17 protein-coding genes are annotated in these 23,212 nt (G+C 70.1%); 5 read left to right on the forward strand and 12 right to left on the reverse strand.

What is annotated here, in order from left to right; all coding sequences use genetic code 11:
* Window positions 1-2: 2 nt before the first annotated feature.
* The 3 genes from BOSE125_RS08315 to BOSE125_RS08325 are packed head-to-tail and all read right to left on the reverse strand — an operon-like array spanning window position 3 to window position 7,329.
* Complete coding sequence (locus BOSE125_RS08315; RefSeq protein WP_236557885.1) at window positions 3-3,542, reverse strand: ATP-dependent DNA helicase; 3,540 nt, start codon at window positions 3,540-3,542, stop codon at window positions 3-5.
* On the reverse strand, window positions 3,539-6,886 hold the full coding sequence (locus tag BOSE125_RS18185) for an ATP-dependent DNA helicase (protein ID WP_159551630.1): 3,348 nt from the start codon (window positions 6,884-6,886) through the stop codon (window positions 3,539-3,541). Before BOSE125_RS18185 ends, BOSE125_RS08315 begins: the two co-directional genes overlap by 4 nt.
* A 47-nt stretch (window positions 6,887-6,933) precedes the next feature.
* The gene (locus tag BOSE125_RS08325) at window positions 6,934-7,329 is read right to left on the reverse strand and encodes an MGMT family protein (protein ID WP_159551632.1); all 396 of its coding nucleotides are present in this window, start codon (window positions 7,327-7,329) and stop codon (window positions 6,934-6,936) included.
* A 174-nt stretch (window positions 7,330-7,503) separates the two neighbouring features.
* On the opposite strand from BOSE125_RS08325, the gene BOSE125_RS08330 reads away from it, so the two are divergent.
* On the forward strand, window positions 7,504-8,190 hold the full coding sequence (locus BOSE125_RS08330) for a 3'-5' exonuclease (protein WP_371300766.1): 687 nt from the start codon (window positions 7,504-7,506) through the stop codon (window positions 8,188-8,190).
* Between the two features lie 73 nt (window positions 8,191-8,263).
* On the opposite strand, the gene hemL is transcribed toward BOSE125_RS08330, so the two are convergent.
* From hemL to BOSE125_RS08375, 9 genes are all read right to left on the reverse strand, one after another.
* Window positions 8,264-9,604, reverse strand: a complete 1,341-nt coding sequence (gene hemL / locus BOSE125_RS08335; RefSeq protein ID WP_159551634.1) for a glutamate-1-semialdehyde 2,1-aminomutase — start codon at window positions 9,602-9,604, stop codon at window positions 8,264-8,266.
* Window positions 9,604-10,590, reverse strand: coding sequence for a porphobilinogen synthase (hemB, locus tag BOSE125_RS08340; RefSeq protein ID WP_159551636.1), 987 nt, complete (start codon window positions 10,588-10,590; stop codon window positions 9,604-9,606). The genes hemL and hemB overlap by 1 nt, the downstream gene beginning before the upstream one ends.
* Before the next feature lie 71 nt (window positions 10,591-10,661).
* A complete protein-coding gene (locus tag BOSE125_RS08345; protein ID WP_236557886.1) occupies window positions 10,662-11,513 on the reverse strand; it encodes an ABC transporter permease in 852 nt (283 codons plus the stop codon).
* Window positions 11,503-12,477, reverse strand: a complete 975-nt coding sequence (locus tag BOSE125_RS08350; protein ID WP_236557887.1) for an ABC transporter ATP-binding protein — start codon at window positions 12,475-12,477, stop codon at window positions 11,503-11,505. The genes BOSE125_RS08345 and BOSE125_RS08350 overlap by 11 nt, the downstream gene beginning before the upstream one ends.
* A 46-nt stretch (window positions 12,478-12,523) precedes the next feature.
* Window positions 12,524-13,675: a DUF2092 domain-containing protein gene (locus tag BOSE125_RS08355; RefSeq protein WP_159551640.1), complete on the reverse strand. Its 1,152-nt coding sequence runs from the start codon at window positions 13,673-13,675 to the stop codon at window positions 12,524-12,526.
* 95 nt (window positions 13,676-13,770) lie between these two features.
* Window positions 13,771-16,158 (reverse strand): DUF1989 domain-containing protein, encoded by a 2,388-nt coding sequence (locus BOSE125_RS08360; protein ID WP_236557888.1) that lies wholly within the window; start codon window positions 16,156-16,158, stop codon window positions 13,771-13,773.
* A gap of 172 nt (window positions 16,159-16,330) precedes the next feature.
* Window positions 16,331-16,552: a hypothetical protein gene (locus tag BOSE125_RS08365; protein WP_159551642.1), complete on the reverse strand. Its 222-nt coding sequence runs from the start codon at window positions 16,550-16,552 to the stop codon at window positions 16,331-16,333.
* A gap of 195 nt (window positions 16,553-16,747) precedes the next feature.
* Window positions 16,748-17,260, reverse strand: coding sequence for a GNAT family N-acetyltransferase (locus BOSE125_RS08370; protein ID WP_159551644.1), 513 nt, complete (start codon window positions 17,258-17,260; stop codon window positions 16,748-16,750).
* Between the two features lie 260 nt (window positions 17,261-17,520).
* Window positions 17,521-18,243, reverse strand: a complete 723-nt coding sequence (locus BOSE125_RS08375; protein ID WP_159551646.1) for an ATP-binding cassette domain-containing protein — start codon at window positions 18,241-18,243, stop codon at window positions 17,521-17,523.
* A 242-nt stretch (window positions 18,244-18,485) separates the two neighbouring features.
* Between BOSE125_RS08375 and BOSE125_RS08380 the strand changes: the two genes are divergently transcribed.
* The 4 genes from BOSE125_RS08380 to BOSE125_RS08395 all read left to right on the forward strand — a co-directional run bounded on the left by BOSE125_RS08380 (window position 18,486) and on the right by BOSE125_RS08395 (window position 23,169).
* Window positions 18,486-19,049, forward strand: coding sequence for a dihydrofolate reductase family protein (locus BOSE125_RS08380; RefSeq protein ID WP_159551648.1), 564 nt, complete (start codon window positions 18,486-18,488; stop codon window positions 19,047-19,049).
* Window positions 19,050-19,281: 232 nt separating this feature from the next.
* On the forward strand, window positions 19,282-20,127 hold the full coding sequence (locus tag BOSE125_RS08385) for an NYN domain-containing protein (RefSeq protein ID WP_159551650.1): 846 nt from the start codon (window positions 19,282-19,284) through the stop codon (window positions 20,125-20,127).
* A 49-nt stretch (window positions 20,128-20,176) separates the two neighbouring features.
* A complete protein-coding gene (locus tag BOSE125_RS08390) occupies window positions 20,177-21,643 on the forward strand; it encodes a M20/M25/M40 family metallo-hydrolase (protein WP_159551652.1) in 1,467 nt (488 codons plus the stop codon).
* On the forward strand, window positions 21,640-23,169 hold the full coding sequence (locus BOSE125_RS08395) for an MFS transporter (RefSeq protein WP_236557889.1): 1,530 nt from the start codon (window positions 21,640-21,642) through the stop codon (window positions 23,167-23,169). Before BOSE125_RS08390 ends, BOSE125_RS08395 begins: the two co-directional genes overlap by 4 nt.
* Window positions 23,170-23,212 lie beyond the last annotated feature (43 nt).

Below are 23,212 nucleotides of genomic sequence, written 5' to 3' on the forward strand. Positions count from 1 at the left end.
GATCAGTCACGCTGGGGCATGACTGCCCGTGCCAGGATTGCCTCGAGTTCAGCCTCGCCGGCCAGGTTGTGCAGGGCCCGCTCCGTGCCGTGCGCCACGTAGACGAAGCAGGCACTGATGTTCTCCAGCGGGATGCTGTGCAGCCGCGACCAGGCCAGTCGGTAGACGGCCAGCTGCAGGGACTTGACCTCCAGGTCCCGGCCGGAGGGCACCGCGCCGGTCTTCCAGTCGACGAGCTCCCATCGCGCCTGCGGATCGTTCGGCTCCCGAGGTGAACCGCCCTCCCGGAACACGGCATCGATGCGGCCACGCAGGGTGACTCCCCCGACCGTGGTCTCCACCGGTGGCTCGATGTAGGCAGGCACCCGGTCCGCCCAACGGCTGGCCAGGAAGCTCTGCTTCATCGGCTCCAGGTCCAGGGCATCCTCCACCCAATGGTCCGCCGAGTCCTCCGGGTCGTCGAAGTCCAGCATGCCGGTGCTGCCGAAATGGTCCTCCACCCAGGCATGGAAGGCCGTCCCCCGTCGGGCGGCATGGGCCGGCGGACGGGGCATCGGCCGCCGGAGCTGACGGGCCAGGGCCTCGGGATCGTTGGCCATCTCCACGAACGTCGAGGCACTGACGTGGCTGGGCAGCTCGACCAGGTTCCCACGGTGGTTCACCGGGGTGGACCGTTCGAGGACCCATTCCACCTGACGAGCCAGATCGCTGGCCGGCTCATCATCACCGGCTTCTGTCGGCTCGGCCTCGGTCTGATCGGCCTCGGTCCGGCCCGACTCGGTCTGATCGGCCTCAGTCTGGTCTGCCTCAACGCGCAGCGGATCGGCGTCCCGCACCCAGCGGGCTGCCGTCTCCAGCGCCGCCCTGCGGGGACGAGCCCTCCGTGGCAGGGCCGTCGCCCGGTCGAGGTCGTCGGGGGCCGCGGGGTCCATGACCAGGACCTCGGGGCCGTCCAGCGGGTCGAAGGGCCACCAGGCGGACAACCTGCGCTCGGCGAAGGGGTTCTCCTCCCCGGCCTCGGACGGGTCCGCCCAGGGGCCGATGGTGATGTGAACGCGGCTGGAGTCGAGGAGCTCCTGCAGGAACGGAGACGGCGTGGACGGGGTCTTGGTGACACCGCGCCAGTGGCTGCCGCTGAGTAACAGGAGTGTCCTGGCCCGGGTGAAGGCCACGTAGGCCAGGCGCCGCTCCTCCTGGAGGTGGTGCACGGCGGCACTGTCCTTGTAGGAATCCGGGTAGTTCTCCTTCTGGCCCTTGAGGAACCACCCGACGGCGTGCCCGGCCCAGTCCCGCTGGTTCTCCCAGTCGGTGTTCCACTGCGGGAGACTGTGCCGGTCGCCCCGCAGGTCCCAGGGCAGGTGTCCGGAGCGTTCAGAGGTCCAGGTGTCGAAGGTCTTGCCGGGGAATTGCCCGTCCACCAGCCCCGGCACGGCCACGATGTCCCATTCCAGTCCCTTGGAGGCGTGCGCCGTGAGCAGTTGGACGGCATCATGGCGGGGTTCCACGCCGGCGATGCCCAGGCCCTTCTCGCGTTCCTCGGCGGCCTCGAGCCAGGCCAGGAACGCCGTGAGGTCTGAGCCGGACCCTTCGGCGGCGCCGTTGGTGAAGTCCCGGGCGGCGTCCAGGAAGGCATCGAGGTGCCGACGGGCGGTGACTCCGGACTGTCCCGGCCGGGCGGCGACCTCGATGTCGAGCCCGAGGGTGGACTCGACCAGCCGGATCAGGGCGGTCAGGTCCAGCCCGGTCTGCCCGGCGAGGTAGCGCAGTTCCCGTGACAGCCGCTCCAGCCGTTCCCGGCCCTGGGCGCTGAAGCTCCGTCCGGACCGGCTCGTCCAGTGCGGGTCCGGGAGCCAGTCGAGGGCCTCGATCAGGGAGGAGGTCTCGGCGTCCTCCTCCGGTGAGGTGTCCTGCTCGGCCGTCTCACCGCCGTCGGGCTCCCCCGGGCTGCGGCGCCGGGTGCGGGCAAGCATCGCGGCCCGCTCCTGCAACACCACGAGGTCGGCTGCACCGATGCGCCAACGGGCACCGGCCAGCAGGCGCATCAGGTGGTCCGACCGGCTGGGATCGGAGATGACCTGCAGCACGGCGATGAGGTCCGCCACCTCGGGCACGGACAGCAGCCCGGACAGCCCGAGTACCTCATAGGGCACACCGGCGGCGTCCATGGTCTCCATCAGCGGTTCGAACTGGCTGCGGGTGCGGCACAGGATCGCCCGCGTGGGCCGTTTCGCCACCGGCAGGTCCTGGCGTGCGGCCTCCTTCAGGGCGGCGACGACGGCCGCGGCCTCCTGCTCGGAGTCCGGCAGCCAGGAGGCCCGGACCTCGCCTTCGACGGCCACCGGCGACGGCTCGAGCGGTTTCACCTGGATCCCGCCCACCGGTTCGCTGCGGAGGGGGTCCGCCACCGTGTTGGCCGCCGCGAGCACGGTGAGGGAGTTGCGCCACGCCGTGGTCAGGTAGCTGACGGGCGCCGGGCCGGCGGCACCCTCCGGGCCGGGCACCGAGAAGCTGTGCGGGAAGGAGAACAGCTGACCGGCAGAGGCCCCGCGGAAACCGTAGATGGACTGGTTGGGGTCGCCGACGGCGGTGACCGGGTGACCGTCCACCCCGAACAACCCGCGGAACAGTTCCAGCTGGGCATGGGAGGTGTCCTGGAACTCGTCCAGGAGCACGACCCGGTAGCGGGAGCGTTCGATCTCCCCGACGGCGGGGACCTCCTGGGCGATCCGCGCGGCGTACCGGACCAAATCGCCGAAGTCCATGACGCCGGCGTCGTGCTTGGCCTGGCGGTACGCGACCACGAGCTCGGACATGACCCGGCGCAGCCGGAGCATGGTGAACACCGAGGTGACCGTGGCGTTGCTGCCCTCGACGGCCTTCTCGCTGAACGGCAGGTTCTCCCCGAAGACCTGCTTCTCGGCCAGGCATCTCTCGACCTCGTCCGGTTCCACGAGGTGCTCGGCACAGTCCGCGGCCAGCTTGATGGTCCCCCTCACCAGAGTGGAGGCCGGGATGTTCGCGAAGCCGAGGTCGCCCTCGTAGGCGCGCACGATCCGGGACACCAGCTGGTATGACTGGGCCTCGCCGATCATGCCGGTGTCCGGCTCCAGGCCGATGCGCATCCCGTGATCCCGCACCAGCGTGTTCGCATAGGAGTGGTAGGTGGAGACGCTGGCCCGGGCGGGCCCCTCCGTCGTCAGTCCGTCCTCGGTCTCGGCCTCGGAGGCCACCGGGGACAGGTCCAGGCCCGATTCGACCAGCAGATCGAGCTTGCGGTTGATGCGCTGGGCCAACTCGCCGGCGGCCTTGCGGGTGAAGGTCACGCCGAGCACCTGGTCCGGGGCGGAGAAGCCGTTGGCCACGAGCCACACCACCCGGTCGGACATGGTGGCGGTCTTGCCGGAGCCGGCCCCCGCCACCACGAGCCGGGGCTCCAGGGGCGAGGTGATCACGGCTGCCTGCTCGGCGGTGGGCTCATGTTGTCCCAACAGCCGGGACAGCTCCTCCGGGCTGTACCGGGCGGTGCGCACGTCCGGACTCATCGATGCCATTCGGTGGTTTGCCTTCCGTTGCTGTGGATCGGGCAGATGGCGGGCAGGGCACAACCGGGGTTGTCCGCACCACCGTGGATCGCCAGGTACCGGGGCCCGATCATGGCGCGGGCGGCGGTGAAGATCTGCTCGATCGCCCACTGTTGACCCGGGCCCAACGCGGGCTGGCCCTGGATCTTGACGCTCTTGTTGGTGGTGCGCAGCTGGACCAGTGCCGCCCCACCCGGTTCGGTGGGCCTGACGAAGTCCTCCGCCGGCAGGGCCCCCGCGGCGATGGCCGCCTGGTAGACGCCCAGCTGGGGCAACTCCTGCAGCTCGTCATTCGAGGGTGTGCGTTTGCCGGTCTTGAGGTCCACCACATAGGGCCGCCCCTCGGCGTCCTTCTCCAGCCGGTCGATGATGCCGTTGATCTGGACCCGCAGCCCGTCACGCTCCAGCTCCTGGTGGAACTGGTGCTCCACGGCAACCCGCGACCGGCCGTCCTGCTCCATCTGGCGCAGATACCCGACGAAGTAGCCGATCATGCGCTGCGCATCGGCGGCCACCCGCTCGGCCTCCCATCCCGGCTCCAGGCCGAGGTCCGGCAGCCGGCGTTCCAGCTCGGCCAGGAGAGCCTCGGCGGGGCCGTCCGGGTGACGCTCCGCGATGGCGTGGATGAAGGTGCCGATGGATTGGGCCTGGGTGGTCCCGGCCTGACCGCCGGCCTGGTAGATGAACCAGTTCAACGGTGACTTCAGGGCCGATTCGACCCGCGAGGGCGACACCGGCACCGCTGTCAGGGCGGTGTCCACGAGCGGCTGCTCGGTGGACAGGGGCAGCAGCCCCCACCAGTTGGCGGGATCCGCCCCGCGGATCCCCTCGTCCGCCAGTCGGGACAGGGCCGAGGCGGCCTCGCGTACCCGGGCCGGCGGGCCGACGTCGTCCGCCGGATCCGGCCCTGCGGGCGCCGTGCCGTGTCCCGTCACGCCGGCGACGGCCACCGTACCGGGCTCCTGCGAACGTTCCTGCCGGCCGGTGGTGGCCTCCTGCTCAAGCTCGCGCCGCAACCCGGCCACCAGCGCACCGGCGGTCAGGGGGCGGGGCACGTCCGTCAGGGGCCGCTCGTTCTCCACGTCCCTCCAGGGCTCGACGAGGTCGAGGAAGTCGGAGGGCTGGTGGTTCTCCGAGGACACCGCGATGCCGATGACGCGTTTCCGGGCTCGGGAGACGGCGGTCGCGAAGCTGCGCAGCTCATCCTGTCGCACCTCGGCCAGCCGTGAGCGGTGATCCATGCGGGTGGTCTTGCCCTGGGCGACATCGGCGAGGTCCGTGGCCCCGAGCAGCTGTCCGCGCAGCCGGGTGTTGGGCCAGATCCCGTCCTGCAGTCCCGCGATGATCACCACGTCCCATTCCCTCCCGGCGGCGGAGGCCGGCGTCACCACGGACACGGACCACTCCTGGACAGCGGTCGAGGCCAGGGAGTCCATCGGCAGGTCCTGGGCCTCCATGTAGTCGGCGAAGGCCAGCGGAGACGCCCCGGGAAACTGGTCCACATAGCGTTCGGCCGCCTGGAAGAGCCCGACGACGGCGTCCAGGTCCCGGTCGGCGCGCCGGGACGCGGGGCCGGTTCCGGTCACGGCCTCCCGTTCCCAGCGTGCGGGCCGGTCCGAGGCCGCCCACAGGGCCCACAGCACGGTCTCGGCGGTGGCTGCCGGGTCCGCTGCCGCGGCCCGGCCGGCCGAGACCATCCGGGCTATGCGCAGGACGCCGGCCCCCGGAACAGGGTGGTCCGCCAGCGCCTCCGGATCTTCGAAAGCCTGCAGGAGCAGCTCGGTGCTGGAGCGGGTGCCGCCGTCCGCGCGTTCGCCCTGCAGGAGGCGCTGGCGCAGTTGACGCAGGTGTAGGGCCGTCGCCCCGCCGTAGCTGCCGCCGGCCAGCCACAGCGCCCGGTCCAGGTCCAGCACCGAGTCCGGCTCCCCGGCCGGGGTGGAGACGGTCCTGAGCAGGGAGAGCAGGGGTGTCACGGCGGGCTCGGTCTTGAGCACGGTGTCCGTCACAGAGCGGTTGACGGGGATGCCCTCAGCCTCGAGGTACCGCCCGAGTTCGGCGACGAGCGGCCCCGAGCGGGCGATGACGGCCATGTCCCCGAGGGGGACGCCGCCGCGGTGGTGCAGGTGCAGCACCTGTTGGAGCACCAGGAGCTGCTCGTGCGGGGGCGAGGCCACCACATGGACCGTGGCCTTCACCTCCAGGCTGGGCTCCGGCGGAGCCGGCAGGAGCTCCTGACGCAGCGCCAGTGTGCCCGGCAGTGCCGGGATCCGGCGGGCCACCCGTTGCCAGGCCGCCAGCACTCCCCCGCCCATCCGGTGGCCCGTGGTGAGGGTCAGGGTGCGGCCGGGCCGCTGGGCGGTGGCCAGGCACTCCGGGTAGTCGCGGACGAGGTCCGGCCGGGCGCCGCGGAAGCCCTGGACCACGGTGTCCGGGCTGGCCGTTGCGATGACGTCCTGTCCGGTGGCGAGGACGCGAATGAGGCGATGCACGGCGGGGGTCGCCTCCTGCAGGTCGTCGATCACCAGCACGGGCAGGCTTCCCCGCTCGGCGTCCAGCAGCTCGGGGAAGTCCTCCAGCAGGCGGGAGGCCGTGGTGATCAACCCGGCCGGGTCGAAGGCCTCGCTCATCCCGAGGTCCAGCCGGTCCCGGTAGTCCTGCAGGAGCACGGCAGCGGCCGTCCACTCCGGGCGGCGGTACTGGCCGCCCAGGTCCTCCAGCTGACCGGGTTCGATCCCGTACTCGCTGGTGCGGTCGATCAGCTCGCGGACCTCCTTGCGGAACCCGCGGGTGGCCACCGCCTCGGAGAGATCCTCGGGCCAGTCCGGGCCGCCGCGCTCCCCGGAGGCGTAGGTCTCCAGCAGTTCCGCGATCACCGTGTCCTGCTCCGCGCCGGAGAGCAGCCGCGGGGTCCGTTCGACCGTCGGCAGGAACCCGGCCGTCCGGGCGCGGCGGATGAGGTCGAAGGCATAGGCCGCCCAGGTCCGCACGGGCGTGGCCGCACGGGTGCCCCGGCCGGCCTGGTCCAGCCGCACGGACAGGGCGTCCCTCAAGCGGGCGGAGGCCTGACGGGTCGGAGCCAGCACCAGCAGCCGGGAGGGGTCCAGCCCGGCCTCGATGCGCCGCGCCGCGTACTCCACCGCGAGGGTACTGCGTCCGGTGCCGGGTCCGCCGAGCACCAGGACGGCGCCGTGCCCCGGCGCCAGGTCCAGGACCTGCTGTTGGTCGGCATCAGGGGTGAAGGTCTCGGCGCGGACCTGCTTCGGTGCGGTCAGGCGGAGGCCGTCATGCTGCGCTTCGAGGGACATGTCTTCATTCAACCAGCCGCCCCGGACAACTTAACGAACCACACTGATCAGCCCAGCCGGCCCTTCAGCTCCGAGAGCACGGCCCTCGCGGCCTCGTCCGGCGACCATCGTGCCCGGGCGAGGTCCACGCGCCGGCGCGGGCCGGCGTCGGGAGGATCGGCAACCTGCCCCTTCAGCGGTGTGCGCTCCGCGGCGTAGTGCGGCGCGGCCCGCGCGGACAACGACGCCGGCAGGGAACCATCGGCGCGCACGATCCGCCACCAGCAGGTCCCCTCGGGCGCCTGGGACATCGCCCGGCCCGCCTGCCGCGGCCCGCCGGCGCCCAGCAGCCCGGCCAGTCCGCCATAGCTCACGGCAAGACCCGGCGGGACGAGCTGGGCAGCCAGGATCAGCGCCTCAGAGAGCTCATACGGTCCGGGGGGAAGGTCGGGAAAGGTGCCCACGGGTGTCCATTCTGCCGGACCTGTCCACAGCGGGCCGCGTTGCGCCTGTAGGGCGTCCGTGCCACGCGGTACCGTGATGGCGTGAGCGACGTAACAGCATCCTCCCCCACCGGCGTGCCGGCCCCCGCGCCGGCCTCGGACCCCACCGTCCAGGCGGCCCAGGCGGCCGTTGCGGTGCTGCCCTGGCACCAGCAGATCCGCGTCGGCTTCGACCTGGAGACCACGGGCCGGGACCCCAACGAGGCCCTCATCGTCACCGCATCCCTCGTGGTGGTGGACCCGCAAGGCAACCTCGCCGCCAGCTACGAGTGGCTGGTGAACCCCGGCGTGCCGATCCCGGAGGAGGCCGCCGCCGTCCACGGGGTGAGCACCGAGAGGGCCCAGGCCGAGGGCATGCCCGCGGACCAGGCCGTCGTGGAGATCGCCGACACCCTGCGGGACTTCTTCGATGCCGGGATCCCGGTCATCGCGTTCAACGCCTGCTACGACTTCACCGTCATGGACCGTGAGCTCGCCCGCCGTGGCCTGGAGCCGCTGCAGAACCAGTGGATCATCGACCCGTTCGTGATCGACAAGCAGGTGGACCGCTACCGCAAGGGCAAACGCACCCTGACCGATGTCTGTGCCCACTACGGCGTGACGCTGCTGGACGCGCACACCTCCGCGGCGGACTCATTGGCCGCCGTGGGCGTGGCGGACGGCCTGGCGGTCAGGTACGCGGCCCTGCAGGTCGGACTGGCCGAGCTCCACGCGCTCCAGGTGCAGTGGAAGGCCGAGCAGGCCGCCAGCTTCCAGGACTACCTGCGCCGCAAGGACCCCGCCGCCGTGATCAACGGCGACTGGCCCGTGCAGCTGCGGTAGGGCTCGTCCGCATCCTCGACCTGTTCCATACCCTGATCCTCACTATGGACCTCGTTCTGGGAGTCGGCGGCTCCTAAGAGGTCGGAGCAGTCGCGGCGGCAGCGGCCCGGGCCGCATGCGGCAGGGCGGCGGCGATCCGCTCCATGGCGGCGTCGTCGTGGGCGGACGAGACGAACCAGGCCTCGAAGACGCTCGGTGGCAGGTAGACCCCGTGCTTGAGCATGGCGTGGAAGAACGGCGCGTACCGGAAGGTCTCCTGGGCCTGGGCATCGGCGTAGTTGTGGACACCGCCGGACGAGGTGCCGAAGGCCACCGAGAACAGGGTCCCGGCGCGCTGGATGGAGTGGTCCACGCCCGCCTCGGTCAGGGAGCCCACCAGCATCTCCTCGAGCTGCTGTGAGCGCCGGGTGATCGTGTCATAGACCTCACCCGTGGCGTTCTGCAAGGTGGCCAGGCCGGCGGCCATCGCCACCGGGTTCCCGGACAGGGTGCCCGCCTGGTAGACGGGTCCCAGGGGAGCCAGCAGGTCCATGACCTCGGCGCGGCCCGCCACGGCTGCGGTCGGCATGCCGCCGCCGATGACCTTGCCGAAGGTCCACAGGTCAGGGGTCCACCCCTCGACCTTTCCGGACAGGCCCCAGTAGCCGGTCTCCGAGGCACGGAAACCCGTGAGCACCTCGTCCCAGATCAGCAGGGCGCCATGGCGTTCGGTGATGCCGCGGTGGTACTGGTTGAAGCCCTCCTCCGGGGCCACCACGCCCATGTTGCAGGGTGCGGCCTCGGTGATGACGGCGGCGATCTCCTGCCCGCGGGCCGTGAAGGTCTCCTCCAGCGCGGTGCGGTCGTTGTAGGGCAGCACCAGGGTCTCGGCGGCCTGGGCCTCGGTCACCCCGGCGGACCCGGGCAGGGACTGGGTGGCGACCCCGGAACCGGCGGCGGCGAGCAGTCCGTCCGAGTGGCCGTGGTAGCAGCCGGCGAACTTCACCACGAGGTTGCGTCCGGTGGCGCCGCGCGCCAGGCGGATAGCCGTCATGGTGGCCTCGGTGCCCGTGGAGACCATGCGGACGCGGTCCACGGGGACCTTCCCGGCGATCAGCTCGGCCAGTCTCAGCTCGTCCGGGGTGGAGGTGCCGAAGGACAGCCCGGCATCCACGGCCCGGTGGACGGCGTCCACGACGGCGGGGTGGTTGTGCCCCAGCAGCATGGGGCCCCAGGAGCACACCAGGTCCACGTACTCGCGGCCTTCGGCGTCGGTCAGGTAGGGGCCGGCGGCCTTCACCATGGACACCGGGGCGCCGCCGACCGAGCCGAAGGCGCGGACCGGGGAGTTCACGCCCCCGGGGATCACGGCACGGGCGGCGTCATACAGGGCGGCGTTGGTGGTGGGAGCGGTGTTCGAGGTGGTCTCGGTCATCAGAGGCGTCCTTCCTTGATCCAGCGGGCCAGCTCGGTGGCCCAGTACGTCAGCACGGTGTCCGCCCCGGCCCGGCGGATGGACAGCACGGACTCCATCACGGCGGCGTCGCGGTCGATCCAGCCGTTGGCCGCGGCGGCCTCGATCATCGCGTACTCCCCGGAGATCTGGTAGGCGGAGACGGGGACATCGGAGGCGTCAGCCACGTCCCGCAGGATGTCCAGGTAGCTCATGGCGGGCTTGACCATGACCATGTCGGCCCCCTCGTCCAGGTCCAGGGAGACCTCGAGCAGCGCCTCGCGGCGGTTGGCGGGATCCATCTGGTAGGTCTTGCGATCACCTGTGAGCTGGGAGTCCACCGCCTCGCGGAACGGTCCGTAGAAGGCCGATGAGTATTTGGCCGCATAGGCGAGGATTCCGGTGCCCTGGTGGCCGGCGTCGTCCAGGTCCTGACGGATGACGGCCACCTGGCCGTCCATCATCCCGGAAGGGCCCACCAGGTCGGTGCCGGCCTCGGCCTGGGCCACGCCCATCCGGCCGTAGATCTCCAGGGTGGCGTCGTTGTCCACGGCTCCACCCTTTGTCAGGACGCCGCAGTGTCCGTGATCGGTGAACTCGTCCAGGCAGAGGTCGGACATGACGACCATGGAATCGCCGACCTCTTCCTTGACCGCGCGGATGCCGTCGTTGAGTACCCCGTCCGGGTCCAGTGAGGCCGAGCCCGTGGCATCGCGGGTCTCGGGGATGCCGAAGAGCATGATGCCCCCCACGCCCAGCCCGGCGGCCTCGGCGGCCGCGGCCTTCAGGGTGTCCCGGGTGTGCTGGACGACTCCCGGCATGGACTGCAGCGCCACCGGCTCGGTGATGCCCTCCCGCACGAACACCGGCAGGATCAGGTCGGCCGGGTGGAGCCGGGTCTCGGCCACCAGCCGGCGCATCGCGGCGGACTGGCGCAGGCGGCGCGGGCGGTGGGTGGGAAAGGACATGGGTACCTCGGCATTTTCTCGGCAGTCTGCGACGGTCCGTGGGTCGGTCGGTGCCGTCCCAGTCTACTGAGCTAGCTCAACACGTCCTTCGTGGTGAATCGGCCGTAGGCGAGTGCCCCGAACACGGCCACGTAGCCGACCTGCAGTAGCGCGTTCTCCCGGAACGAGTCCCAGAGGAGGGGCGCGCGCAGCAGGTCCGCGAAGCCCATCCAGTGATGGGTGAAGAGCCAGGGGTGCAGCCACGCCAGCTGGGGCAGGGCACCGAGGATCTGCGCCACGATGGTCAGTACCACGGCGGCGGCCATCGCCCCGACGGGCACGTCCGTCAGCGTGGAGACGAAGAGGGCGAGCGCGCCCAGGCCGCTCAATGAGACGGTCGCGTAGAGCACCATCAGCCCGATCCGGCCGAGCGTCTCCGCCGAGGTGATGGTCATTCCCGAGGGCAGCACCAGCGGTCCGGTCCCGAACAGCGCCAGCCCGGTGAGCACGCCGACGGCGGCCACCACCAGCGCTGCGGCCAGGCAGAAGACGAGCGCCGCCGCGTACTTCACGGCCAACAGGCCGGCCCGCCGGACAGGGGCCACCAGGAGGTACCGGAGCGTGCCGTGGGCGGCCTCCCCCGCGATCGAGTCCCCAGCCACGACGGCGACGGTCAAGGGGAGGAAGAAGGGCATGCAGACCATGACCGCGGCCACCGCCAGGAACAGGCCGCTGGCGGCCACCTGGTCCAGGAAGGCCGGGCCCCTGCCCTGAGGTGGCCCGGACGTCACCCGCACCACCACCCCCATGAGCACGGGCACCGCGGCCAGTGCGGCCAGCAGCGTCCAGGTGCGCCGGCGCCGGAAGAGCAGTCCCAGTTCGGAGACCAGCAGGGCCGTCCCGGTGCGTGCGGGACGGACGTGGCTCTCGGGGTCACTGCTCAACGTCGAACCCCTCCCCCGTCAGCTCCACGAACCGGTCCTCCAGGCTGGCGTGCTCCACCTCGACGCCGCGCACCCCGACCCCGGCGGCCACCAGGGCGGCGACGATCCGTTCAGGCTCCGGCCCGTCCTCGCCCAGCGGGGCGCGCAATGTCCCGGCACCCGGAGCGGGCACGCCCTCCTCGACCGGCGCCAGTCCCAGGCCCCGCAGGACGTCCCCGGCGAGCGGGACGTTCCGGGTGCGGACGAGGATCCGGCGGGGGCCGTCGTCGAACAGGGAGGCCAGCGTCCCCTGGGCCAGCAGGCGGCCACGGCCCACCACGGCCGCATGGGTGCAGACCTGCTCGATCTCGCTGAGCAGGTGGCTGGAGACGAAGACGGTGGCCCCGTCCTCCGCCAGGGATCCGATGAGGTGGCGGACCTCCCGGGTGCCCTGCGGGTCCAGGCCGTTGGTCGGTTCATCCAGGATCAGCAGCTCACGCTCGGAGGCCAGCGCGTTGGCCAGCCCGAGACGCTGCTTCATACCCAGTGAGTAGGCATGCACGGCCAGCCCGGCCGCCTGCCCCAGGCCCACCCGGTCCAGGGACCGGCCGATGCGCCGCTTGCGCGTGGCGGGATCGGTGGCCCGGTTAGCGGCGTCGAGGCGCAAAAGGTTCGCCGTCCCGGTCAGGTAGGGGTAGAACGCCGGGCCCTCCACGAGGGTCCCGACGCGCGGCAGGACCTCCATGGCGGCCTCGGGCATGGGCCGGCCGAACACGCTCATCGACCCACCACTGGGCGCGGCCAGGCCGAGCAGCATCCTGATGGTGGTGGTCTTGCCGGAGCCGTTGGGGCCCAGGAAGCCGAACACGGAGCCGCGGGGGACCTCGAGGTCCAGTCCGTCCACGGCCAGTCGGGCGCCGAACCGTTTGCTCAGCCCCCGGGTACGGATGGCCGACTCGGGCTCGCCATGGTCGGCAAAGGGCACGCTCACCCGGGACTCACCGGCCGCTCCCGCGGAGCTCGCTCGGTGCTCATCCCGAACTGGCGACATCGAGCAGGCGCTCGAGCGGGACCGGACCGGCGAGGACCCGGCCGTCGTCGGCGAGCAAGACCGTGGCCAGCGGCGTGCTCAGCACCCGGCCAGCCGCCGAGTCGATGGCGTACTGGTCCAGGAGCGGCGAGTCCGTCAGGCCCGCGGGCACCTTCTCGGCGGGGATGACGGCGACGGCGTCCCACCCGGAACCGAGCACGGAGTCGCCTCCTGCCGGATGACGGTCTCCGGCGTGCGGGCCGGAGCCATGCGGACCGGAACGGTGCGCACCAGGCCACATCCCGACGTCGGGCCGGGCCCGTTCGACTTCGGCGCCCGCGGGCGGGGTGAACTCGAACAGACCGGCGTCCGGGGTCTCGGTCGAATAGCTCGTGTAAGCGACGCTGATGGCCGGGTCCTCCTGGCCCACTGCCCGGATACGGACGCTCAACGGCGCGCCGGTGGCGGCGTCGACGGCAAGGGTGACATCCTCGACGAGCGTGTCCGGAGTGCGCGGGTCGAGCCGCAGCGTGTAGGCGTCTCGGCCGGCGACTCGGGTGTCCTCGCCAACGGTGACCTCCGTGGTGGGATCCAATCCCGCCAGCGCCTTCTCGGCCAGCCGCTCGGGGGTCATGTCGCCTTCCGGGGCATGCGCCATGCCGTGGCCGCGGCCAGCACCGTCGGGCCCCTCCGGCAGGATGACTTGCGCGGCCCGGCGCTCCGCCGAATCGTATGCCCAGACTTCCTGCCCGTTGCGCACCACATTGCGCTCGTCCGTGCCGTCGAAGACCTGCACCCGGAGCCGGTCGGCGCCGTCCGCGAAGACGCGCGCCTCGTGGGTTCCGGAAAGCAGCGAGAATGCCTCGGCGAGGCCCTCCGGCACAATTCCACCGGCACTCGACCCTTCCGATCCGCCCCGCTCCGGGCCCTGCCCCGTCGGCAATTGCGGCAGGCCCAGCGCGAAACTGGCCTCGACGGTGCCGGAGAAGGAGGTGTCGTGGTGCCCTGCGGACAATGCCAGGACCTCCTCGGCTGTCCGGTCCGGCAGGTCCGCCTGGGCATTGGCCGTCAGGCCCCCGCCGAGCGCGATCACGCCCACGATCACCGGCACCGCCACGGCCGGGATCCACTTGCTGCGCTGCTTGGATGCCATGGGAGGTCCACCTTAAGGAATTCGTCTTCCCCGTCCACGCTACGCCGGCCCCGGGCCCGTGGCGAGGGGCCCGGGCCCGTGGCGGGGGGCGGGCCTCAGGACCGCGGCTTCTCCTTCTTCGGATCGTAGAAGGGCGTGGCCACCACGGTGGCGGGAATCCGCTTCTGCTGGCCGTCCAGCTTGCCGATCTCCACCTCGGCACCCGCGTCCGCGTGCTCCACCATCATCCGGCACAGCGCGATGTTCTTGCGCAGGACCGGGGACCGGGTGGCGGAGGCTACCACGCCGACCTGGAAGCGGCCCACGTGCACCGTGTCCCCGTGCCCGGCGGGCTCGTTGCCCGCCAGTTCGAGGCCGACCATCCTGCGCTGTGGGTTCGCCTTGCGCTTGAGCAGGGAATCCCGGCCGGAGAAGTCGTCCTCCTTGGTCTTCAGTGGCACGGTGAAGCCGATGCCGGCCTCGAAGGGGTCGATCTGGTCGTTGAAGTCGTACCCGGCGAAGACCAGCCCGGACTCGATCCGGAGCATGTCCAGCGCATCGAGTCCCAGTGGCGTGAGCCCGTGGGGCTTCCCCGCCTCCCAGACCGCGTCCCACACGGCGTTGGCGTGGCTGGGATGGCAGAACAGCTCGTAGCCGAGCTCGCCGGAATAGCCCGTGCGGGACACGATCACGGGGGTGCCCTGGTGGTCCCCGATCCGGCCGATCGTGAAGCGGAACCAGGTCACCGAGTCGAAGTCCGGCTGGTGCGGTGGGGTCCAGATCAGATCCCTCAGGATGTCCCGGCTGGCCGGGCCCTGCACGGCGATGTTGTGCAGCTGGTCCGTGGAGTCCTTGATCCAGACCCGGTCCAGGCCCCGTTCGGTCGCCACCTGCCGCATCCACTCACCGGTGTAGTCCTCCCCGGGAATCACCCGGAAGTTGGTGTCGGAGCAGCGGAACACGGTGGCGTCGTCGATCATGCCGCCGGTGTCGTTGCAGATCGCCGTGTAGACCACCTGCCCCTCGGAGAGCTTGCGGATGTTCCGGGTCATGCAGTACTGCAGCAGCGCCTCGGCGTCCGGGCCGATCACCTCGAACTTGCGCAGAGGAGACAGGTCCATCACGGCGGCCTTCTCCCGGCACGCCCAGTACTCGGCCTTGGGCCCGTAGCCGTCGTAGTGCGTCGGCAGCCAGAAGTTCCGGTACTCCGTGAACTGCTTCGTCAGTGCACTCGTCCGCTCGTGGAAGGCGGTCTCACGCGTGAGCTTGGGCACGGAGTCGGGATTGGTGCGGTGGGTGATGGCCATGGAGAATTTCCGCTCCGAGGGGTAGACGCGCAGGTGGATGTCAGTGGGGACCCAGCCGTTGGAGGGGTCGATGTCGTCGGGGCAGGCGGAGGAGGCGCAGACCAGGTCCTGCTGGGCCTGCATCATCACGTAGTCCCCCGGGCGGGACCAGGGCTCGTCGAACACCAGCATGTTGTGCTCGTCGAACATGGTGTTGTAGAAGAGGTTCAGCGCCGGCCAGGACTTCCGGGCGGTCACCGAATACCGCTTGAGCTGGCCGTTGAAGTTGTCCGTGCAGTTCACGTGCCCCGGGTAGCCGAAATCCTCGTAGTACTTGGCGTTGCACGCCGGCGTGAAGGCGTCATGACGCCCCACCGTGTCCCGGATGATCGCGACCAGCGGGTCCATGTCCTGGTTGTAGAACTTGCCGTGCAGCCCGGGCTGGGCGTAGGCCTGGCCCACGATGTGCCGGGTGGTGCTGGCGTCCAGCCCCAGCTCGCGTCCCTCCTGCAGTGCCCGCGCGTCGAAGGCCAGGAAGTCCGAACACTGGCGGCCGGCCACATCGATGATCTGGATGTAGTCGCCCTTCTTGACCTCGTAGCCGATCGCCGTGCTGTGGTCGATCCGCGCGTCCAGGACCGGCTCGGCCAGCGGCGGGGGCAGCTCGATCTCCCGCGGCCGGTACGGGTCCGCCCGCTGGACCTCGATCATCAGGTCGGAGGGCGGGTTCTGCTCCTCGAAGTTCATGGCCCAGGTGGGGTTCCCGACGACGGCCGTCACCGGCCGCTGCGCCGTGAACGTCTCCCGGGACCCGGCTGGGGACCAGCCGCCGAACAGGCGAACGCCGTGGGCGGCATCCGGCCGCAGCCCGCGCAGGGCCAGGGCGGTGACCACGCGGGCGACCTGCTGGTTGTCAAAGGCGGAGCCCTCGGTGAGCGAGCCCAGCACCGTCGCCGGCCCATCGGCCCGCAGCCCGAGGGCGGAGAAGTCCTCCCCGCCGTTGCCCAGCACGGTCAGCTCGGCGGCCTGGGCCCCGAAGCGGTCCACCACGGTGAGTTCGTCCCCGGACTCGAGTTCCAGGGCGGTCACTCCTCCGGGGCGGACCCAATACCGTTCGTGTCCCGGCACCACGGGCAGCAGCCCCGGTTGCACCAATCGCGGCCTGGCCAGATCGAGCGGGAGTGAAGTCAGGTCAGTGAGATCGAGGGGTGCAGTCACCGGTATCCCTCCTCAGGGATGTCTGAACAATGGTCGGGACGCTGTCCGGTAGCGGCGTTCCCCGCACCGTAGCCCACATTCCCGGCCCATGTAAGAGGACCTTGAGAGGTCTCTGTGTTGGGCATCGAACCTCGGAGACATCAAACGGAGATTCTCCATGGCCGGCCCTCCATCACCTGCGGTCAGGTGCTCCAGGTCGGTGCCCCCGGATCAGGTGGTACACGGCATAGCCCCACAGGGCGACGCTGACGACCAGAAGGGCCCAGTGCACCCCGTGGAGCCCTCGGTCAGGGGTGGAGAGCATGAGGATCTGAGCCACGATGTTGAAGCTCATGGCGAAGGCCAGCAGCCAGGCCACCGTGCGCGTGGGGCGCTGCTTCCAGTCGAATCCCATGACCCCAGCATAGGTTCGGGAACCAGCCGCGCGCCTCCGTAGGCGAATCGTCTTCGTCTGATCCGGAGCCCAGTGCCCGTCATGGACCTTTCAGGGCAGTGAGTAGGACGCTTCCACCGATGTCCTCGGCAGACCCCGGCATCACCTCCAGGCTTCACCGGTAGAGGATCGGCATGCGGCACTGCCTGGCGTCAATCATTCGTTCTGCCAGCGAGTCTCGCCGTCCTTGACCACGGATGTCGGGTGCAGGCCCTGCTTGCGGGCGATGGCCGCTGACGCCGCGTGGTCGGGGTGGATGTAGGCAACATAGCGGTCGACTCCGGTCGCCGTCAGCCAGCCAATCATTGATGCTGTGGCCTCAGTGGCGAGGCCGCGGCCCTGGAATGCTGGCGAAATCACCCAGGCGATGTTGGCCTCGAACTCGTCCGCGCGACGCTCGACGGTGGCCTGCACATATCCGACAGCGCGCCGCGAATCATGGAGGGCGACGACCCAGTTCAGCCACCACTGCGCGTTGTCGTCAGAATGGCCCAACGTTTGCACCCGGTAGAGCCTTTGCAATTGCTCCAACGTCGGCGGCGTGCCGCCGGTGAACTCGTATATCGATGGGTCAGCCAGCACAGGCAACATCTCTGGGGCGTGCTGGACGGTGAGTGGGTCGAGAACGACGCGCGTCGACTCGATCGGCTCGATGGCAGGCCAGTTCATGGTCAGATCCTCGCACGGTGTGAGGTAGGCGCGATGACACCGCGGGAGAAGGCGACTTGCCTCAGGTAGGGAACGCTATATGGCGACGAATTTGCGCCGGACGGTCGCGGACCACAACGACCGGCCCGCTCCCATATGACGTTCCTTTACCGGACACTTCTCACTGACGCCGGCCTGGTCCTTTGCGGCCCGGAAACGTCACCGTGGCGATCTAGATTTCTTCAGTTACATCGAGTCCTGATCTCCAGGACTCGCAGGGGTTACAGGTGACGGTGGTACCGGCGTGGATCTTCGAGGAAGCGCCGCCAATGATGCACTAGTTCGAGGTTCTCCCACGGCACTGCGCGCAGTCCCCATGGACCGACTTCCAGAACCCGGGCTCCGGGCAGGGAGGCCAGCAGCGGGGAGTGCGTGGCCAGGAGCAATTGACTGTCACCGTTGGCCAGGCGGTCCAACAATACGGAGAGTAACCCCAGACACCCGGTAAAAGACAAGGCTGATTCGGGTTCATCCATCACCCACAGTCCGGGTCCGCGAAACCGATCGCGGACTAGGTCAAGGAACGATTCCCCGTGTGACATCTCGTGGAATGGCAGATCCGGCCGGGAGGTTCTGGGGTTCGTTTCGAGATACGTGAAGAATCCGTGCATCGTCTCTGCGCGCAAGAAGTACCCGCGACGGCTGGCGCCGGGGTTCCGGATCAGATGCAACTGTTCGTCCAGTGCAGACTCACTCCGACGAGTCGAATGCTCGGCACCTGTGGATCCGCCTTCGGCCGAGAGCCCGTAGGCGCTGGCGATGGCTTCGACGATGGTGGATTTTCCCGAGCCGTTCTCCCCCACCAGAACGGTGGCCGATCCCATTTCCAGCCCCTCATCCCACAGTTGCCGAACGGGTGCCAGCGTCCCGGGCCACGCACTGCGGTCAAGTTCGGCGTTCTGATGCGTGCGTACCTGGCGCACCGGCAGACGAGACAGATTCATAGTTCCAGCATCACAGATCAACTTGGCTGCGCGTCGATGATCTGCAATCCGAGCGATTACAGACTCTCTTGCGATGGAGACCCGGGTATCTACCCCTCGCCGTCACATCAACCAACTTTCAAAGCCGCGCCAGTTGACCGTTGAGGATCCCGCACCGGGCCCCGATGCGGCACGCGGAGCTGGAGCGACGGCTGCCGGCTTCGGATTGCGTGCCGGCGTTCGGTGCTGACAGGATCGGTCCTGTGGCCGCATCGCAACAGTCCCTCCGTGCCGCCGTCTTCCTCGGGCTGAGCGTCGACGGCCGCATCGCGCGGCCCGATGGCGACCTCGAGTGGCTGACCAGACGCGGCACCGCCGCCGGGGACGCAGGCTTCACGCCCTTCGTGGAGTCAGTTGACGCGGTAGTGATGGGCCGACGAACCTACGAGGCCATCGCTTCCGACGAGCACTGGCCCTACCTCGATCGGCCGATGCATGTGATCAGCACGACCCTCGCAGCAGACGGAGATCCCCGGATCACCGTGCATCGCTCCGGCGAGGCGGCCATCGACGCGCTGCAGCGGGACGGGCACCGGCGCGTCTACGTCGACGGTGGCGAGACCATCCGCTGGTTCCTTGCCTCCGAACTTGTCGACGAGCTCACGCTCTCCCCCGTGCCCGTGCTCATCGGCGACGGGCCCTCACTGTTCGGGCCGCTTGGCGGAGACGTGCATCTCGAGCATGTCCGCACCGCGGTTCTCGTCGGCGGGATGGTCCAGACCACCTACCGCGTCTTGGGCGGACCGACGCCGCCCGCAGCCAAGTAGGGCAAGCGGGTCTCACCCCGCTTGCCCGTCCCGTAAGCTCAACCCCCACCGGACATTCCTGCTCACGACATGGTGACATGAATACAGCCCTTAGACGGCGTCCCGGTTGACCACCCGTCCGGTGAGGTGTCCGGTGACAGCACAGCATCCGAAACAGGGTCCAGTCAGCCAGGACGATTCCGGACCGATGTGCACGCCCAACCGGCACCCAGGATCCCGGTACGGTGAGTCCATGACCGAAACCTCCAGCGCCACCACCCGGATCGCCGTGCTGATCGACTGTGACAACGTCTCCCCCACCCACGCAGGTGCCGTGCTGGAGGAGCTCGCCACCTACGGCACGCCGACCATCAAACGGGCCTACGGGGACTGGACCACCAACCAGCTCAGCGGCTGGAAGAATGAGCTGAACCGGCTGGCCATCCAGCCGACCCAGCAGTTCTCCTACACCGTGGGCAAGAACTCCACCGACTCGGCCCTCATCATCGACGCCATGGACCTGCTCTGGATGGGCAACGTCGAGGCGTTCGCCATCGTGTCCTCAGATTCGGACTTCACCCGCCTGGCCACCCGGCTGCGCGAATCCGGCAAACGCGTCATCGGTCTCGGCGAGCGCAAGACCCCGGAGTCCCTGCGCAATGCCGTGGACCAGTTCATCTACCTCGAGCTGCTCGGGGGCACCCCGGAGGAGGACTCAGCTCCGTCCCGACGGGCCACGCGCCGGGGCCGCCGGGGCGGCGCCGCGAACGACAACGACACCGATGCCGCCGATGGAACTGCCGACGTTCCTGTCGCCGTCGACACACCCGATGCACCCGATGCACTCGACGATGACCGCGTGCGGATCAACCTGGAGAGCGCTCTGGCCAAGGCCATCAACGCCACCAGCGGTGACGACGGTTGGGCCTCCCTGAGCCGCGTCGGACAGCACCTGAGCCGCACCCACGTGGACTTCGACCCCCGTGACTTCGGGCATCAGAAGCTGAGCACCCTGGTGTCCGAACAGCCCTACCTGGAACACCGCACGGCCGATTCCCGCATGCAGGTCCGCCTCAAGCAGGGCAGAAACCGGATGTGACCGTCCCCCACCGGCTATCCGCCGGAACTTTCGGGATACCCTGACCGGCATGCCTGTATCTCCCGTCACACCTCGGCCCGGTGCCGGCCACCGCCTGGCTGAGCTGATCCGTCTCCGCACCGTCTCCGCCCTGCAGGGTGAGCCGGAGCAGTCCGCCGTCGCCGCGGATTTCGAGGCGTTCCCGGAGCTCATGGCCCGGCTCTACCCACTCGTCCACCAACGGCTGGATCACGAGGTCGTGGATTCCACCGGCCTGCTGTTCCGCTGGCGCGGTGCCCGTGCCGCAGACCCCCTGGTCCTCATGGCGCATTGGGATGTGGTCCCGGCACCCGCGGACCAGGCCGAGTGGACTGCCGTGGGCTGGGAGGCGGACCCGTTCGCCGGCACCGAGGACACCGTGTCCGGCGAACCGGTGGTGAGGGGCCGTGGCGCCCTCGATGACAAGGGACCCCTCGTGGCCGTCCTGGAGGCGGTGGAGAACCTCCTGGCCGCAGGATTCACTCCGGATCACGATGTCTGGCTGGTCTTCGGCGGCGACGAGGAGGTCGGTGGACGCAACGCGGCGGCCATCTCGGACCTGCTTCGCGAGCGCCTGCAGGAGGAACAGGGCCAAGGCGCCGAACCGTGGCTGGTCCTCGACGAGGGGGGCGCGGTGGTTCCCGCACCGCTGCCCTTCGTCCAGGGCACATGCGCCATGGTGGGCCTCGCCGAGAAGGGCCAGGCCCAGTTGCGGCTCACCGTCTCCGGCGCCGGCGGCCACGCCTCCTCCCCGCCCTCTGGATCCCCCATCCCACGCCTGGCCCGCGCCCTGCGCCGGCTGGAACGGCGGCCCTTCCCGGCCCGGCTGAACGGCACGACGTCGGCCATGCTCGGCGCGCTCGCTCCCCTCGCCTCCGGGGCGGCAGGCCGCGCCCTGCCGTGGGCTCTCCGCTCCGGGACCATGGCGGCCCGGGCACTGGGCGCGATGGGCGGTGAGGCGGCCGCCTTGGTGCGCACCACCGTGGCCCAGACCAGGCTGGACGCCGGGACGGCGAACAACGTGCTGCCCTCCACGGCCACTGCCGTCCTGGATTGCCGCATCGTGCCCGGGGAGACCGTGGCCGGGGTCCGGGACGGCATCGTCCACCGCATCGCCGACCCCGGAGTGCAGGTCGAGCTCCTCCACGGGCAGGACCCCTCGGACGAATCGCCCGCGGAAGGTGACCGGTTCGCGGCCTTGGAGGCCGCCGTCGGGACCTCCTGGCCGGATGCGACGACCGTGCCCTACCTGTTGATGGCCGCCACCGACTCCCGGCATTTCCATGCCTGGTGCCGCCACGTCTACCGGTTCGCCCCACTGTGGATGGATGACGCTCAAAGGGCCTCCATCCATGGGGAGAACGAGTGGGTGTCCGTGGCCTCGCTGGAGCGGGGTGAACGCTTCCACCGCGGTCTCATCACCGCCCGAGGCGGCCGCTTCCCCGACTCGGCCGAGGCGGCTCCCGGCGCCATGACGGCACCCGGCGGCCAGGGGTGAAGGCGGCCCTCCGGCGCCGGCAGGGAGGCGCGCTGCTCTTCGGCGGGCTGGCCTCCGTCGTGGGGTTCCTCGCCTTCGTCGAGTTCACCTCCGGGGTGCTGCAGGGCTACTACGCGCCCCTGCTGACGGACATCGCCCGGCACCTCGGGGTGAACGACGCGGACGTGAACTGGCTGGAGGGTTCCCAGTTGATGCTGTCCGCGCTGGTGGTGCCGATGCTCTCCAAGCTCGGAGACCAGGTGGGCCACCGGAAGGTGCTGATCTGGTCCACCGCCGTGACCCTGGCCGCGTCGATCGCCCTCGTGGTGGCGCCCGTGTTCTGGGTGTTCCTGGTCGCGTGGGCCTTCCAGGGGTTCTATGTGGTGTGGCTGCCGTTGGAGATCGCCCTGGTCTACGTCCGGACCGTGGCACGAGAGGACGCCGCTGCGGCAGCTTCGGGGCCGGCGGCGTTGACGCGGCGGGCCGCCGCCGTGCTGGTCGGGGCCCTGGAGGTCGGAGCCATCGCCGGAGCCCTGGCCGCCGGCGCTCTGGTGGACACCATGGATGTCCAGGCCGTGCTGGCGGTCCCGGCCGTCGTGGTGGGACTGTGCCTGGTGGCCATCATCCTCGGGGTCGAGGAGACTCCCGGGGCCTCGCTGGCGAACTTCCGCCGCCGGGATTTCGATATGGCCGGGCTGTTCTGGGTCACGGTGGCCCTCGTCCTGATCATGGGGTCGCTGTTCGTGCTGCGGGGTGCCGGCCTCGCACCGGACCGCCCCGGGTTCTGGCTCTCGGTGCTGATGCTCGTGGCCGGCGCACTCGCGCTGGTGCGGTTCGTCCGGATCGAGCGTCAGCATCCCGATCCCCTGATCGACATCCGCATGTTCACCGATCCCGCCCTGTGGCCGGTCTTCGCCACCGCCGGCCTGTTCGGGGTCTCGGTCCTCGGCGCCCAGGCCCCGCTGTCCACGTTCGCCCGGACCGACCCCGGGATCTACGGCTATGGACTGGGGACCACCGGTTTCCAGACCTCCCTCATCATCGGCACCTATCTCATCGCCATGGTGGCCGGGGCCGGCCTGCTGCCGGTGGCCTCACGGTGGACGAGCCCGAGGCTGGCCCTGTTGTGCGCCACCCTGTGCGTGGCGGTCGGATTCGGCCTGTTCCTGCCATTCCATGACCAGATCGGGCAGGTGGTGGCGAACATGGTGGTGGTGGGCCTCGGTTCCGGCGCCCTGGTGGCGTCCTTGCCGGCGGCGGCCGCCGCGGCCGCCCCGCGGGAACAGACGGGCGTGGCCACGGGACTGACCAACTCGGTCAAGACCGTGGGCGGCGCGGTGGCCTCCTGCATCTTCGGGCTGGCACTGGCCACCACCGCCGCGGCGGGGATACCGGGCCCCGAGGTCGTTCCGGAGATCACGGGAACTCCCGACGTCGGCACGGCCGGTTCGTTCTCCGGTTACCTCACCGTGTGGATCGTCTGCTCGGCCACGGCCTTGGCGGCCGCGGTCCTGTTGCTGTTCGTCCCGAAGAAGGCGTTCCAGTAAGTACAGAGCATGGTGGCGCAGTCACCGGCGGCGGGCCGGATGA

The sequence above is a fragment of the Citricoccus sp. K5 genome (assembly GCF_902506195.1).
In the GTDB taxonomy this organism is placed as follows: domain Bacteria; phylum Actinomycetota; class Actinomycetes; order Actinomycetales; family Micrococcaceae; genus Citricoccus.

Excerpts from the sequence above, each read along its gene's own strand:
- BOSE125_RS08315 (WP_236557885.1), bottom strand. The coding sequence starts at position 3,542 with ATGAGTCCGGACGTGCGCACCGCCCGGTACAGCCCGGAGGAGCTGTCC.
- BOSE125_RS18185 (WP_159551630.1), bottom strand. The coding sequence starts at position 6,886 with ATGTCCCTCGAAGCGCAGCATGACGGCCTCCGCCTGACCGCACCGAAG.
- hemL (WP_159551634.1), bottom strand. The coding sequence starts at position 9,604 with ATGACCGAGACCACCTCGAACACCGCTCCCACCACCAACGCCGCCCTG.
- hemB (WP_159551636.1), bottom strand. The coding sequence starts at position 10,590 with ATGTCCTTTCCCACCCACCGCCCGCGCCGCCTGCGCCAGTCCGCCGCG.
- BOSE125_RS08355 (WP_159551640.1), bottom strand. The coding sequence starts at position 13,675 with ATGGCATCCAAGCAGCGCAGCAAGTGGATCCCGGCCGTGGCGGTGCCG.
- BOSE125_RS08365 (WP_159551642.1), bottom strand. The coding sequence starts at position 16,552 with ATGGGATTCGACTGGAAGCAGCGCCCCACGCGCACGGTGGCCTGGCTG.
- BOSE125_RS08370 (WP_159551644.1), bottom strand. The coding sequence starts at position 17,260 with ATGAACTGGCCTGCCATCGAGCCGATCGAGTCGACGCGCGTCGTTCTC.
- BOSE125_RS08375 (WP_159551646.1), bottom strand. The coding sequence starts at position 18,243 with ATGAATCTGTCTCGTCTGCCGGTGCGCCAGGTACGCACGCATCAGAAC.
- BOSE125_RS08385 (WP_159551650.1), top strand. The coding sequence starts at position 19,282 with ATGACCGAAACCTCCAGCGCCACCACCCGGATCGCCGTGCTGATCGAC.
- BOSE125_RS08390 (WP_159551652.1), top strand. The coding sequence starts at position 20,177 with ATGCCTGTATCTCCCGTCACACCTCGGCCCGGTGCCGGCCACCGCCTG.